At 70.2% G+C, this 14413-nt stretch carries 15 protein-coding genes; 10 read left to right on the forward strand and 5 right to left on the reverse strand.

From position 1 onward, the window contains the following. Positions 1-29: 29 nt before the first annotated feature. Together mqnC and EV375_RS15490 are read right to left on the reverse strand one after the other, a co-directional pair. A complete protein-coding gene (gene mqnC / locus EV375_RS15485) occupies positions 30-1226 on the reverse strand; it encodes a cyclic dehypoxanthinyl futalosine synthase (protein ID WP_130299950.1) in 1197 nt (398 codons plus the stop codon). Between the two features lie 93 nt (positions 1227-1319). Then, positions 1320-2192, reverse strand: coding sequence for a menaquinone biosynthesis protein (locus tag EV375_RS15490; protein WP_130299951.1), 873 nt, complete (start codon positions 2190-2192; stop codon positions 1320-1322). Between the two features lie 286 nt (positions 2193-2478). Between EV375_RS15490 and EV375_RS15495 the strand changes: the two genes are divergently transcribed. Both EV375_RS15495 and EV375_RS15500 read left to right on the forward strand, forming a co-directional pair. Then, positions 2479-2682, forward strand: coding sequence for a cold-shock protein (locus EV375_RS15495; RefSeq protein WP_028432886.1), 204 nt, complete (start codon positions 2479-2481; stop codon positions 2680-2682). A gap of 462 nt (positions 2683-3144) precedes the next feature. Continuing rightward, positions 3145-4017, forward strand: coding sequence for a hypothetical protein (locus tag EV375_RS15500; protein WP_130299952.1), 873 nt, complete (start codon positions 3145-3147; stop codon positions 4015-4017). 248 nt (positions 4018-4265) lie between these two features. Here the strand turns inward: EV375_RS15500 and EV375_RS15505 are convergent, their stop codons facing one another. After that, positions 4266-4769 (reverse strand): spore-associated protein A, encoded by a 504-nt coding sequence (locus EV375_RS15505; protein WP_130299953.1) that lies wholly within the window; start codon positions 4767-4769, stop codon positions 4266-4268. Between the two features lie 288 nt (positions 4770-5057). On the opposite strand from EV375_RS15505, the gene EV375_RS15510 reads away from it, so the two are divergent. From EV375_RS15510 to EV375_RS15545, 8 genes are all read left to right on the forward strand, one after another. Continuing rightward, positions 5058-6002, forward strand: a complete 945-nt coding sequence (locus tag EV375_RS15510) for a TetR/AcrR family transcriptional regulator (protein ID WP_130299954.1) — start codon at positions 5058-5060, stop codon at positions 6000-6002. A 177-nt stretch (positions 6003-6179) separates the two neighbouring features. After that, a complete protein-coding gene (locus EV375_RS15515) occupies positions 6180-7073 on the forward strand; it encodes a beta-keto acid cleavage family enzyme (RefSeq protein WP_486588495.1) in 894 nt (297 codons plus the stop codon). A 345-nt stretch (positions 7074-7418) separates the two neighbouring features. Beyond that, positions 7419-8447, forward strand: coding sequence for a 3-hydroxyacyl-CoA dehydrogenase NAD-binding domain-containing protein (locus tag EV375_RS15520; protein ID WP_130299956.1), 1029 nt, complete (start codon positions 7419-7421; stop codon positions 8445-8447). 155 nt (positions 8448-8602) lie between these two features. After that, positions 8603-9055, forward strand: coding sequence for a thioesterase family protein (locus EV375_RS15525; RefSeq protein WP_486588739.1), 453 nt, complete (start codon positions 8603-8605; stop codon positions 9053-9055). Between the two features lie 416 nt (positions 9056-9471). Next, the gene (locus EV375_RS15530; RefSeq protein WP_130299957.1) at positions 9472-10407 is read left to right on the forward strand and encodes a TauD/TfdA family dioxygenase; all 936 of its coding nucleotides are present in this window, start codon (positions 9472-9474) and stop codon (positions 10405-10407) included. A gap of 157 nt (positions 10408-10564) precedes the next feature. After that, complete coding sequence (locus EV375_RS15535; protein ID WP_130299958.1) at positions 10565-11224, forward strand: hypothetical protein; 660 nt, start codon at positions 10565-10567, stop codon at positions 11222-11224. A 16-nt stretch (positions 11225-11240) separates the two neighbouring features. Continuing rightward, complete coding sequence (locus EV375_RS15540; protein WP_130299959.1) at positions 11241-12194, forward strand: transporter substrate-binding domain-containing protein; 954 nt, start codon at positions 11241-11243, stop codon at positions 12192-12194. A 162-nt stretch (positions 12195-12356) separates the two neighbouring features. Continuing rightward, positions 12357-13601 carry a lipase family protein gene (locus tag EV375_RS15545; RefSeq protein WP_130299960.1) on the forward strand — a complete coding sequence of 415 codons (1245 nt, stop codon included), beginning with the start codon at positions 12357-12359 and terminating at the stop codon, positions 13599-13601. Between the two features lie 110 nt (positions 13602-13711). Here the strand turns inward: EV375_RS15545 and EV375_RS15550 are convergent, their stop codons facing one another. Both EV375_RS15550 and EV375_RS15555 read right to left on the reverse strand, forming a co-directional pair. After that, complete coding sequence (locus tag EV375_RS15550; RefSeq protein ID WP_130299961.1) at positions 13712-14179, reverse strand: ASCH domain-containing protein; 468 nt, start codon at positions 14177-14179, stop codon at positions 13712-13714. Positions 14180-14183: 4 nt separating this feature from the next. Further along, a complete protein-coding gene (locus EV375_RS15555; protein ID WP_130299962.1) occupies positions 14184-14399 on the reverse strand; it encodes a hypothetical protein in 216 nt (71 codons plus the stop codon). Positions 14400-14413 lie beyond the last annotated feature (14 nt).

Below are 14413 nucleotides of genomic sequence, written 5' to 3' on the forward strand. Positions count from 1 at the left end.
CGCCGGGGGCGCGCGGCGGCGGCCGGGGACTACTTAGCCTCGATCAGGTTGAGTTCGGGATGCGCGCTGCCGCCCTCGATCGCCGTCGAGGAGAAGTGGGAGACGACGCGGTCGTCGGAGGGGTCGTCCGCCGGGTCCTCGTGGACGACCAGATGCTCGTACGTCGTGCTGCGCTGCGCGGGCACCCGGTCCGCGGAACGGATCAGTTCGAGCAGCTCCATCCGGTTCGAGCGGTGCTTGGCGCCCGCGGAGGAGACCACGTTCTCCTCCAGCATCACCGAGCCGAGGTCGTCGGCGCCGTAGTGCAGGGAGAGCTGGCCGACCTCCTTGCCCGTCGTGAGCCAGGAGCCCTGGATGTGCGCCACGTTGTCGAAGAAGAGCCGCGCGACGGCGATCATCCGCAGGTACTCGAAGAGCGTGGCCTGCGTCCGGCCCTTCAGGTGGTTGTTCTCCGGCTGGTACGTGTACGGGATGAAGGCGCGGAAGCCACCCGTGCGGTCCTGCACGTCGCGAATCATCCGCAGGTGCTCGATCCGCTCGGCGTTGGTCTCGCCGGTGCCCATCAGCATCGTCGAGGTGGATTCCACGCCGAGGTTGTGGGCGGTCTCCATGATCTCCAGCCAGCGCTCGCCCGACTCCTTGAGCGGCGCGATGGCCTTGCGCGCCCGCGCCGGAAGCAGCTCGGCGCCGGCGCCCGCGAAGGAGTCGAGGCCCGCGGCGCTGATGCGGCGGATCGCCTCCTCCGGGGTGACGCCGGAGATCTTCGCCATGTGCTCCACCTCGGACGCGCCGAGCGAGTGGATCACGAGCTGCGGGAAGCGCTCCTTGATGGCGGCGAAGTGCTCCTCGTAGTACTCCACCCCGTAGTCCGGGTGGTGGCCGCCCTGGAACATGATCTGGGTGCCGCCCAGTTCGACCGTCTCGGCGCAGCGGCGCAGGATGTCGTCGAGGTCGCGCGTCCAGACGTCGTCGCTCTTCGGCGAGGCGTAGAAGGCGCAGAACTTGCAAGCGGTCACACACGAGTTGGTGTAGTTGATGTTCCGCTCGATGATGTACGTCGCGATGTGCTCGGTGCCCGCGTAGCGCTTGCGCCGGGCGGCGTCGGCCGCCGCGCCCAGGGCGTGCAGCGGAGCTGAGCGGTAGAGGTCGAGCGCTTCCTCGGGGGTGATACGGCCGCCCTCGGCGGCGCGGTCGAGAACGGCCTGACGGTCGGCGGTTTCGGGCACCGGGGCGTCCCTCCGGGGGTGGCTGGCGGCATTCCTTTGCCAGGCCAGCGTACGCCAGGGGCGTGTGGCGGCCTCGGCCAGCGCCCCCGGGCCTCAGCGCCCGGCAGGCTCGTGCAGCAGGTCGACGCGCACGTCCGCGGGATAGTCGCCGGTGGCGGCGGTGCGGCGCACGAACTCGGCGACGCCCTGCAGCTGCCGGCTCGCGAGGCGGAAGTCGAGGGTGGTGAAGTACCGCTCCAGCACCGGTGGTTCGAAGACCTCCCAGCGCGCGGCGTGCTCGGCGACCTTGGCGACCTCCTCCAGCGCCAGGTCGCGGGAGGAGAGGAAGCCGCGGTGGACCTCCTCCACCGTCTCCGGGTGCCTCGCGAGGTAGTCCCGGCGCACGGCCCACACCGCCATGACGAACGGCAGGCCCGTCCATTCCTTCCACAGCTGCCCCAGGTCGTGGACCTCGAGACCGGGCTCGGGCAGGTTGCGCAGATATGCGCGGAGCCCCAGGTCGCCGATGACGACGGCGGCGTCGGCCTCGCCCATCATCCGCTCCAGATCCGGCTCGCACGTGAAGTAGTCGGGCCGCACACCGAAGCGCTCGGAGAGCAGCAGCCGGGCCAGCCGTACGGACGTGCGCGAGGTGGAGCCCAGCGCGACCTTCGCTCCGTCCAGCCGCTCCAGCGGCACCCGCGAGACGATCTCGCACGACATCACCGGACCGTCGCAGCCCACCGCGATATCCGGAAGCGCGACGAGCTGATCGGCATTCCTGAGGAATTCGACGAGTGTGATGGGGCCGATATCCAGATCCCCGTTCACCAACTGGTCGCTCAGCTTTTCGGGGGTGTCTCTGGTGAGGTCCAGATCGAGCAGGGAGCCGGTGTGAACAAGGCCCCAGTACAGCGGGAGGCAGTTGAGGAACTGGATGTGCCCCACACGCGGGCGGGATCTGGCAACAGTCGGGAACTCAGTCACACCCCGGAGCGTACGCCGGAGCCCGGGAGGGGCCCGCACAGCCCCGGTCCGGGGGCACAGGCCCGTTCCCCGGGGGGCGGCCGCCGGGGAAACCCAGCAGCGCACGGCCGAGATCGTCCACCCTTCCGCGCCACGCGGCACCGTGCTAGGCTCGCAGCAAGTTGCAGTTTGGTTTCCTTGCAGTACAGAGCCTGCGGAGCATGTGACCGCAGGCTCTCGTCGTTTTCAGAGACTTCTTAGCGGGGTTCTGGGAGCAGGGCGACCCTTATAGGCCCAAGGAGGGCTTATGGCTACCGGAACCGTCAAGTGGTTCAACGCTGAAAAGGGCTTTGGCTTCATCGCCCAGGACGGCGGCGGTCCCGATGTCTTCGTCCACTACTCCGCGATCAACGCGACTGGCTTCCGCTCCCTGGAGGAGAACCAGCTCGTGAGCTTCGACGTGACCCAGGGTCCGAAGGGGCCGCAGGCGGAGAACGTCACCCCTCAGTGACCTGAGTCGTAACACCCAAGGAGCCCCTGCCGGACTTGCCGGCAGGGGCTCCTGCCGTGCGGTGCCGCTGTGCCGCGGCGTCCGCGGGGTTCACCGCGTTGCCCGCGTCCTCCGCGTCCTCCCCGTCCTCCGCGCAGGAGCGGTCCGCGGGGCCTGGACCTCGGTGCCGGGGACGGCGGCTCCGGATGCGCGGCGGAGCGGCCGTGCGCAGCCGAGGAGGGAGGGGCGGGGCCGGGCCGGCTGCCGTGCCCGCCGCCCTCACGGTCCCGGCGCGGCCCCTCGCGCAGTCGCCGCGATTGACACCGAATACCCCCGCATGTACGGAAGTTGCCCTGCTCAGGGTCTGTACGTGTGTGCTAAAAGTGCGTCCGCGCCGGGGGCAAATTGTGGCCGCCGCAGTACCGTCTGTCAGGCACCGGGTTAAGGGGACCATCGGGAACGCTCGGAGCACGGGAGCTGCTCATGCTGACCACATGCCCGCACTGCGGCACCAGATCGCCGGCCACGGCCGACGCATGCGCGGGATGCGACCGCGCCCTGTATCCACTCACGGCGCCACCGCCGCCACCACCGTTCAAATTCCGCACCAGGACGAACTATGTCCGGCTGGGCATCACCCTGGGCGTCATGGCCCTCCTGGTGGGTGCGGGCACGTCCTCCGGGATTCTGATGAACCGTGAGGACGCCCGGGACAACCGTGCGGCCGACAATCAGGTCTCGCAGTACAAGATGGTCGACACGGGGGCCTCCCCCGAGCCTTCGGTCACGTCCGAGGCGGCGTCGCCGAAGCCCAAGAAGAAGAAAAAGACCGAGTCCCCCAGCCCCACCACGAGCAAGCCCGCCACCAGCGCACCCCCGAAGCCCAAGCCTCCCGAGGAATCCCCCGGTGACGGACTGCCCGCCGGCTTCCACACCGTCATCGACGAGAAGGGCTTCTCCCTTGCCGTGATGGATGGTTGGGAGCGCAGGGAACTGAGCCCCAACCAGATCGGCTATCTGCCGCCGACAGGTGACGAGTACCTCCACGTCAGCGAGGTGCCCGGCGCGCCGAAGGCCTCTTTCATCAAGTTCCTGGAGATGGAGGAGGCGATGCAGGGGTCCAACGGCTACGAGCGGATCAGCCTTGCGCACGTCACGTTCCAGGGACACGCGGGGGCGCGCTGGGAGTTCGTCTACACGCCGGACTCCGGCGAGACGATGCACGTCGTCCAGCAGGCGTACATCGACGACAAGGGCACCGAATACACCATCTACTTCGAGGCCAGGCACCGCCTCTGGGACTCCAAGAAGGAAAAGGTCTTCAGCACGGCTCTCGACACCTGGAAGCAGCCTTAGGGCCTGTCCGGCGGACAGCCCCTGGCGATCATCTGGCGACAGCCCCGGAGAGCGGCGGGAACAGCGAGAACGGGTGAGGGCACGACGGCCGGCCGAAGGGAGCAGGTTCCAAGTCCCTCACGGTCAGGGGCGGTTGACCATTCCCCCAGGTCAACCGCCCCTGACGTCTCAGCACCGTGCGAGCGCCTCGCGGGGCCTCACACCGCTCGCGTGAATGCCCCGCCCGGCGGCGGACGGGCGTCCGCGCGCTACTTCAGAACGCCGCAGTTCGAGCCGCTGTTGTAGTACTCCTCGTCACCGATGACACCGCTCCACTCGATGCAGTGCCCGGCCCCCTTCTCCACGTACACCGGACCCGCGTAGGTAGTGAACTCGCCCTCGTCGACGACGGGTTCGGTCTCCTCGTCGTCGAGGAGCACGCGAACGGATGCCGCCATGTGGATCGGGTCGTCCTTCGCGTTGCGCACGGTGACGACGCAGTTCTTGCCGGTCCTTGAGTTGTACGTCAGGAAGACGGTGCCCAGGTCGGCGATACCGGCGGAGTTCACCACCGAGTACCCGGCACCGCACGCCCCGTTGTAGGCCGCCTTCGGTGCGGGGCTCGCGGGACCGGCGGTTGCACCCGCCGTGGCCGCACTCGGCGTCGCGCCGGTGGCCGTCGTCGCCGCGGAGGCGGAGCCCGCGGTCGCCAGCAGGCCGGTGCCCGCGACGAACAGGGTGACGGCTGCCAGAGCGGCACTCTTGGAACGCATAACTGTTCCCCCAGTCATGGTCATTGGTCTTGCCCGGTCGATGGTCGGTCGATCGGGATCAGCGGCGTCCGCAGATCCACCAGAGGAGACCTGCCAGGCGGTGCGGGGGTTGTACACCGATCCCGGACGGACCGGCGAGGCACCGGTGGTGCCGGTGGCACCGCGAGCGGGCGTTGCGCTACTGACCGGCACACCAGTCAGCATCACAACGGCCCTTCACCTTTACTTTTCCATGGAAACGACGATGCAGTGTTGCGTTTTCCTCAACACGCTCGTACCGTGACGCACATGCAGCAGGAACCGGGCAGCCGGGTCGCGGACGCCGTCGGCGACGTCTCGGCACGCGTACGGCAGGTGATCGGCGAAGCCGGTTGCAGCCAGCGGGAGTTCGCGCGGCGGATCGTCATGGACCCCTCGAAGCTCTCCCGCTCCCTGGGCGGCAGCCGGCGCTTCACCGTCGCGGAACTGGCGCGCATCGCCGACGCGGGCCACGTGGACGCCGCGTGGCTGCTGGGTTCGGGCGTCGGCGGTGCAGGCGCACGCACCGGCCCCCGGCGGAGCAACGGCCACGGGGGCGACAGCACCGTCCCCGCGGCGCCCGCGGGTGGCCGGCCGCTGCAGATCGTCCGCGAAACGGTGCGCCTCGTCGCCGAATCCGGCTTCCATGCCGTCCGCGTCTCCGACATCGCCGAGGCCTGCGAGACGAGCACCGCAGCCATCCACTACCACTTCCCCGGCCGTGCCGATCTGCTTGAGGCCGCCATCCGCTGGTGCATGGACGAGGACACGGCGCGCCGTGCCGCCCGCACCGCCGAGGCCGGCGACGCGGCGGACGAACTCCGCCAGTTGATCGAACTGCAGATCCCCTCCAGCCCGCAGCAGCGCCGGCAGTGGCTGGTCTGGCTCGACCTGTGGGCGGAGGCGGCCCGTTCGACCGCCGTCGGGCAGCTTCACGTCGACTACTACCGGCAGTGGCGCACGACCGTCGCCGACGTCATCCGCCGCGGCATCGCGCAGGGCGTGTTCCGCGACGTGGACCCGGAGTTCGCAGCCGTGCACCTCACCGCGCTCATCGACGGTCTCGCCGCCCAGGCACTGGCCACAGCCCCCTCCCCGGGCGATTCCGGACAGGGGGACGGCGCGGCCGTCGGCCAGGGGGACGGCGTCGAGACCATGCGGGCCGTACTCCTCGCCCACATCGGGACGGAGCTCGCCGCGAAGCCCGCCCCGTAGCCGGCGCCGCCCCAGCCCGCCCGACCCGTCCGACTTATTCGTCCCGTCCCTCTCGTCCGACTCATCCGATCCTTTCGGCCGGCACCCCGATCCGGCCCGCCCGCACCCGTACCGAGTCCCGTACCGAGTCCCGTACCGAGTCCCCGTCCCGTCAGGCCCCAGCAGCGGAGGAAGACCATGCCCATGAACGACTCCGTCATCATCACGTGCGCGCTCACCGGCGCCGGCGACACCGTCGGCCGCAGCCCGCACGTCCCGGTGACTCCCGAGCAGATCGCACGCTCCGCCGTCGAGGCCGCGGAGGCGGGCGCCGCGGTGGTGCACATCCACGTGCGCGACCCCGAGACCGGCGCGGGCGCCCGCGACCCCCGCCTGTACCGGGAGGTCGTGGAGCGGATCAAGGAGACCGGAACCGACGTCGTCATCAACCTGACGGCGGGCATGGGCGGCGACCTCGTCATCGACCCTGAGAACCCGCTCACGCACCTGCCCGGCACCGATCTCGTCAGCGGCATCGAACGGCTGCCGCACGTCGAGGACCTGCTCCCCGACATCTGCACCCTCGACTGCGGCTCGCTCAACTTCGGCGAGGGCAGCAACCTCTACGTCTCCACGCCGGACATGCTGCGCGAGGGCGCCAAGCGCATCCAGGAGCTGGGCGTACGCCCGGAGCTGGAGATCTTCGACACGGGCCAGCTGTGGTTCGCCAAGCAGCTTCTGGCGGAGGGGCTGCTGGACGACCCGACTGTCTTCCAGCTGTGCATGGGCATCCCGTGGGGCGCGCCTGCGGAGCCCGGCGTGCTGAAGTCGATGGTCGACATGCTGCCGGAGGGCGCCCAGTGGGCCAGCTTCGCGCTCGGGCGGATGCAGATGCCGTGGGCGGCGCAGTCGATCCTGTTCGGCGGCAACGTACGCGTCGGCCTGGAGGACAACCTCTACCTCAGCAGGGGAGTCAAGGCGACCAACGGCCAACTCGTCGAGCGTGCCGTGCAGATCACCGAGTTGCTGGGTGCGCAGGTCGCCACACCGGACCAGGCCCGCGAACGGCTCGGGCTGAAGCCCCGCGCCTGAGCCGCACCCCGCGACGCGCGGTGCCGGGCCGGGCCGGGCCGGGCCGGGCCGGGCCGGGAGACAACTCCCGGTGTCAGGGCGCACGTTCGGCCCCGGAGCACAACTCCCGGTGTCAGGGCGCACGTTCGGCCCCGGAGCACAACTCCCGGTGTCAGGGCGCACGTTGGGCCCCGGAGCACAACTCCCGGTCGCAGGGCGCACGTTCGGCCCCGGAGCACAACTCCCGGTCGCAGGGCGCACGTTGCGGCCCGGTCGGCCGGCTGCTCCGCCCTTGCCGCAACTGCGCCTCCCCCCTCCTTCCCACAGCAGACTTCCCGCAGCAGAGACCGTGAGGACACCACCACCATGACCGCACCCTCCCCCGGCGCATTCGCCGCCGTCTGCCCGCCCGAGGCCGTGCGCCGCGTCGCCTGCGTCGGTGCCGGCGTGATCGGCGGCGGCTGGGCGGCGCACTTCCTGGCCCGTGGCTACGACGTCACCGCTTGGGACCCGGCGCCCGACGCCGGACAGAAGCTCCGCCGCCTGGTCGACGCCGCCTGGCCCGCCCTGGAGCAGCTCGGCCTCGCCGAAGGCGCGTCCCCGGCACGGCTCACCGTCGTGCCCGAACTCCGGGACGCCGTCGCCGACGCCGAATTCGTGCAGGAGAGCGCACCGGAGAAGCTGGAGCTCAAGCGCTCGCTGCTGGCGGAACTGGACGCCGCCGCCCGGCCGGGTGTCGTCATCGCCTCCTCCACCTCCGGCTATCCCATGACCGATATGCAGGGCGAGGCCGCGGACCCGGGGCGGCTGCTGGTCGGCCATCCCTTCAATCCGCCGTATCTCATCCCGCTCGTCGAGGTCGCCGGCGGCGAGTCGACCCACCCGGGCGCCGTCGGGTGGGCGTCGCGCTTCTACGAGCTGGCAGGCAAGTCCGTCATCACGATGGACCGCGAACTGCCGGGCTTCATCGCCAACCGCCTCCAGGAGGCGCTGTGGCGCGAGGCGCTGCACATGGTCGCCAACGGCGAGGCGTCCGTGCGCGACATCGACGCCTCGATCACCGAAGGCCCCGGCCTGCGCTGGGCGTTCATGGGGCCCTGCCTCACGTTCGCGCTCGCGGGCGGTGAGGGCGGGATGGCCCACATGCTGGACCACTTCGGCCCGTCGCTGAAGTCGCCCTGGACGAGGCTGGAGGCACCGGAGCTCGACGCACCGCTGCGTGATGCCATGGTCGAGGGCTGCGAAGAGGCGGCCGCCGGCCGCTCCATCGCCCAGCTCGTCGCCGAGCGCGACCAGGGAGTCATCGACGTGCTCCGGGCGACGGGCCGTCTGCCGCAGGGCAACGGCGGGCACAAGGACCGAGGAGACTCAACAGCCGAGGGAGAGAGCACGTGAGCACCGATCAGGGCGAGACGACCGAGACGCAGGCAGCGGCCCAGAGCGAGCCGCCGGCCGGGCTGCCGAACGAGGCGGGCGCGACCGCGCCGGTTCCCGGTTCCGGTTTCGGTTCCGGTTTCGGTTCCGGTTTCGGTTCCGTACACGGCGGGCCGATCCCGGACCACACGGCGACAGTGCGCCCGGAGTGGATCGACTACAACGGCCACATGAACGAGGCGTTCTACGTGCTCGTCTTCGGGCACGCCACGGACGCCATGATGATCGAGACCGGCATGGGCCAGCAGTACCGCGGGGAGAGCGGATGCTCCCTTTACACGGCGGAGGCCCACGTCCGCTATCTGCGCGAGGTCACCGAGGGCACCGAACTCACCGTGCGGACGCGGATTCTGGGCGTCGACGCGAAGAAGGTGCGGCTCGTGCTGGAGATGCGCGCCGCGGACCGGGCGGAACCCGTCGCGACTTCCGAGCTGCTGATGATCCACGTGGACCAGGCGGCGGGCCGCGCCGCGCCCTTCCCCGACGCGGTACGTGAACGCTTCGAGTCGCTGACGGAGAAGGCGCCGGAGTGGGCAGGACGCTCGATCGGCCCCGTGCCCAAGTCGTAGCCCGTGCCCAAGTCATGGCCCCGTGCCCAAGTCATGGCCCGTGCCCAAGTCATGGCTCCTGGGCGCCGGTCACAGCTCCGGCGCCCCCGGCCTCAGGGCGCAGCGGCCCGCGCCCACGGGGCCCGTGCGTCGCTGCGCGGCGTCTCACATGTGCGTCCGCATCGCGGGCGTGCGTTGACGTCGCCGAGGCGCCGCGCACAGAATACGGTCATGATCCCCCGCACCCGTACCGCCGCTCTCGGACGCTTCTGCGTGCCGTGGCGGCGCGGGTGTGAGCGGTCCGGTCGCTAGCGCGTCTCGCCTCGCGCACGCGCGCATGGCAGTGCACGCACGCGTGGCACAAGCACGCGTGGCACAAGCGGGTGTGCGCACGCCGACTTCCCCCGCAGACCGCCGACTTCGAAGGATCATCACCCATGACCGTCACCTCCTCACCCACCCCTGTCCTGCGCGACGCCTGCGTCCCCGCCGACGGCATGTACGAGGGCCGCCGCACGCTGCGCCGCCTGCCGGAGGGCACGCCCGACCTGCCCTACGAGCTCTTCGAGCTCGTGCCGCAGGGCCGCGTCATCGGCGCCGAGGTCCGCGGCGTCGACCTGTCCCTGCCTCTCACGCCCGAGCTGCGGGAGGAACTGAACAGGGCGCTCCTGGAGTGGAAGGTGCTCTTCTTCCGCGGCCAGGGCCTCAGTTCACAGCAGCAGCGCGAGTTCGCAGCGAACTGGGGCGAACTGGAGACCAACCCGCTGCTGGCGCGCGGCTCCTCCGCCGAGGTCGTCCGGTTCGAGAAGGGCGGCAGCGGCGCGCCGACCTTCGAGAACGTCTGGCACGCGGACGTCACGTTCCGCGAACGGCCCGCTCTCGGCGCCGTGCTCCAGCTCCACGAGGTGCCGCCCGTCGGCGGCGACACCATGTGGGCGGACATGGCCGCCGCGTACGACAACCTCCCGGACACGGTGAAGGCACGCATCGACGGTGCGACTGCTGTGCACGACTTCATCCCGGGGTTCGCCCGCTTCTACGGCCCGGAGAAGCTGATCCCGATGCAGGAGCAGTTCCCGCCCGTCGAACACCCTGTTGTGCGCACGCACCCCGAGTCGGGCCGCCGGATGCTCTTCGTCAACACCTCCTTCACGACGCACATCGTGGGCATGGACCGCGAGGAGAGCGACCGTCTGCTGAGCTTCCTCGTCCGGCAGGCGCACGTGCCGGAGTACCAGGTGCGCTTCCGCTGGCAGGCGGGCGACGTCGCCTTCTGGGACAACCGCGCGACACAGCACTACGCGGTCGACGACTACGCCCCGCACCGCAGGGTCGCGGAACGCGCCGCGATCGCCGGCGACCGGCCGTTCTGACCGCAAGCGCTTCCCCGGCGACGCGGCCGTCCCGCCGCCGCAGCGCTGTCCCTTGGTATATGCCGTTTTCATGAGGGCAGCGCTGCGATGTCGTCTTCTGTGGCATTCTGGCCCCTCCATCGAACTCACGTGCTTGGGGGGGCATTTGATCGGGGACATGCTGCCCCCGTCGGGGGACGAGGCCACGAGTTCGGCTTCCGAGAGCAAGCGGTACCACCGGTGGCTGTTCGTCTTCTATCTGGTCGCGCTGCTGATCCCGTTCGCGGCCGCCGCACTGGCCCTGCGTACGAAGCACGACCTGGTGGCCGTGGTGGCCGTCCTCACCGCGATCTTCCCCCTGGCCCACGCGGGCGGCGTCACCAGGCGGGAGGACCGCCTCGTCGTCATGCGGCAACTGCAGGTCTTCCTGCTGGCGTTGCTGACCGCCGCCGTGGTGGCCTCGCTCGCCCTGTGGCTGGTGATGGGTGCACTCGGCGAGGACGTGACGGATGAGTCGGAGCTGACACGGGCCACCGGCCTCGGCGACGAAGCCACCACCGAGTTACGGGTGAGCAGCGGGCCCGGCCTCCACGACGAACTGAGCGTCACTCTCTCGGTGAAGGACGGGAGCGGCGGACACTCACCGTGCATCTCCCTCGGCAGCCTCGAGTTCAGCGGCGAGGACCTCAGGAACAGCGTGACCACAACCATGGACGACAAGGTCTCGGCGGTGCTGCCCCTTCACGTCGTCGGCCCCGAAGTCTCCGTCGAGATCAAGGTGATCACGACAAGGGGCTGTCGTCTGGCGCTCGAGCCCGAGCAGGTCGGCTACCACTGATCAGGAGGAGGACGCGATGATGCACGCCGGTCGCCGCACACGTCTGCGCCGTGCGGTTCTGTGTCTGGCGGTGCTCGCCCTGATACCGACGGCAGCCTGCGACAAGGAGCGTGCCAAGGCCCCGGAACCGAAGCCCTCACAGTCGCAGAAGCGTCCGACGATCTTCGACGGCTCCGTGATCGTCGGCGTCAAGAAGGGGCAGCCGGGTTTCAGCACGCGCAGCGGCTACGACTACGCGGGCTTCGAGATCGCCCTCGTGGACCAGCTCGCCGAGTACACCCCCTTCAAGGGCGCCGAGAAGCTCGACCTCCCCTCGTTGCGGCGCGAGACGATTCTCCAGAACGGCGGGAGGGACATGGTCGCCGCCACCTACAGCATCACGCCGGGGCGCGACAGGAAGGTCGACTTCACGGCGCCGTACTTCAAGACGTATCAGGGGCTGCTGGTCGCCAAGGACGACGACAGCATCAAGAAGCTCGAGGACGTCAAGGGCAAGCGGGTGTGCACCGCCTCGGGTTCGACGTCCGATCCCGACAACCCCGAGGACGAGAGAGCACGCAAGGAGGCGAAGGAGGCGCTGGGGAACGGCGTCATCCCCAGCACCCGTACCGATTACAAGGAGTGCGTGAAGGGCCTCGTCGACGGCAACTTCCAGGCGGTGTGGACGGACGAGATCCTGCTCCAGGGCTTCGCCCATGCGAAGAAGTACTCGGACGACGTCAAGGTCGTGCCCGGGATCGAGATCGGGCGGCTGGAGTGGTACGGCATAGGCCTGCACGAAGGCCAGGTCTCGGACTGCCGCAGGCTGAACCGCGCGCTGAAGAAGTTCCTCCGTGAGGACTGGCGCTCGAAGTTCCGGGACTACTTCCCCGAGCTCGCCGAAGAGGCGAGCTTCGAGCAGAAGTACAAGCCGTCCACCGACCAGTTCGAGAGGTTCGAGAGGGACTCCTGCGGCGCCAGGGACAAGTAGGGACTGTCGCGGCCGCTCCGCCGCCGCGTGACGTGACTGTCCGCGGAGTACAACGTTGTCTCGTGGGTGCGCACTTACTACGCGACCCCTTCCCGAGATACTGACGGGTCAGTACGTTCCATCCCAACGAGCCCAGCTCTTCGAACCGTTGGGAGACCCCCCATGCAGATCCCCATCCGAAGAAGAGGCCCTCGTACCGGAGGAGCCAGAATCAGAGCGGTCATCGCGGCGACGGCGGTGACCGCTCTGTGCGTTTCGGGCGGCGCCGCCGCCCCGGCCGCCGCGGCGACGGGTGACGCGTCCGCCTCCGAGCCGCGCGGCGCCGCCGCGGCCGGGCAGCCCGGTGACGTCGTCAGCGCGGAACCGAGCGAGTTCCAGGTCTTTCCGGGCGTACCGATCCCCACGCACGCCTGGACGATCCAGTACAACTCGACCGACGCGAAAGGGAAGTCCAACACGGTCTCCGGCACCGTCCTCGTCCCCAAGGACAACCGTGAGGGCCCGCGTCCCCTGCTGACCTACGCGGTGGGCACCGTCGGGATCGCCGACCAGTGCGCGCCGTCCGTGAACTTCCCGGTGGGCAAGACAAAGGAAGCCCCGCTGATCGAAGGAGCCCTGCTGCGCGGCTGGGCCGTCGCCGTCACCGACTACGAAGGGCTGGGCACACCGGGCACGCACACCTACACCGTCGGCCGGGCCGCCGGCACCGCGGTGCTGGACGCGGCACGCGCGGCGCAGCGGCTGCCCGAGGCACAGGAGTTGGGAGTCACGCAGGACTCGCCTGTCGGCATCATGGGCTACTCGCAGGGCGGGCAGGCCAGCGGCTGGGCGGCGGAACTCGCCTCCTCCTACGCCCCCGAGCTGAAGGTCAAGGGCACCGCGAGCGGCGGCGTCCCGGCCGATCTGCCGAAGGTCGCGGAGTACAACGACGGCGACGAGGAAGCCGGGCTGGTGCTGATGTCGGCCATCGGCCACGACGCCGCGTACCCCGAACTCGGCCTGGACGGCTACCTCAACGACGAGGGCAGGCGGATCACCGGGATCATGAAGGAGGGCTGTCTCGCCGAGGCGCAGGAGGCCGGCGCGAACAAGTCCGTGGAGGACGTCACCACCAAGGACCCCAACCAGGAACCGGACTGGCAGCAGCGCCTCGCCGAGGACAAGCTCGGCACGAAGGCACCGGGTGCGCCCGTGTACCTCTACCACGGTGAGGCCGACGAGATCATTCCGCACGACGTCGGGCAGCAGCTGCGCGCCGACTGGTGCGCCAAGGGCAACACCGTCGAGTGGACGAGCTTCCCGCTCTCCCCGCACGCGGCCACGGCGGTCCTCGCCTCCATCCCGGCGATGAACTGGCTCTCCGACCGCTTCAAGGACGAGCCCGCGCAGGGCGACTGCGGCAGCTGAGCCCCGCCCGAAGCCCCGCCGGCACGGATCACCGCCGGCGGGGAGCTCGCCCGGGACCGACCTCGCCCGGGACGGACCTCCGGCCCCGCCGACCTGCGCACGAGCGCACGTCAGCGGGGCCGGTAGCCGGGGATTCCCTCGATGAGGCGGAAGCGCTCCAGGACGACCTCGGTCGCGTCGTCGACGGTGAATTCCGGGTCGCCGAGCGCCGTGCGCATCTCGGCGCTGTGCCAGAACTCCTCGTGGGCCGAACGCCAGGAGGCCACGGACTCGTGGCCCTCCCCCTCGTCGCGTGCGTGCGCGAGGTCGACCTCCGACAGCGCGACGACGCGGACATCCGTGACCTCGATGACGCCGACGGGAGTCGCGGCCGAGTCGATCACGACGGCCCGGGAGCCGGCCTCGGGCAGCGGCTCCCCGTCGTGCCGGTACTCGCGCAGCAGGCTCGTGGTCGCGGTCTTGCGGCCCTGGAGGACGGCGGCGACGAGCTCTTCACGGAGCGGCCCCGGGAAGCCGAATTCGACGCGCGGCAGCGAGGCGTGCTCCTGTGAGAGTGCGGATTCCGATGAGGAGGTCATGCACTCACCCTAGGGCGGTGGGCGCGCGCTCCGGAGCCGCACCGCAGTGCCGCGGGTGCGGACCCGTCCGGGCGAGCGCGAGGACGCGGGCCGGGCCGGGCAGCCCGTCCGCGTCGAGCCCGTCCGCGTCGAGCCCGTCCGCGTCGAGCGGTTCCGGGCCGCTCCCGTCCGGGCCGATCGGCCCGGACCTGCTGACGACCGCCCACGGTTCCCCGTTCACGGGAGCCCCCGGGA

This window comes from Streptomyces sp. CNZ301, assembly GCF_004217425.1.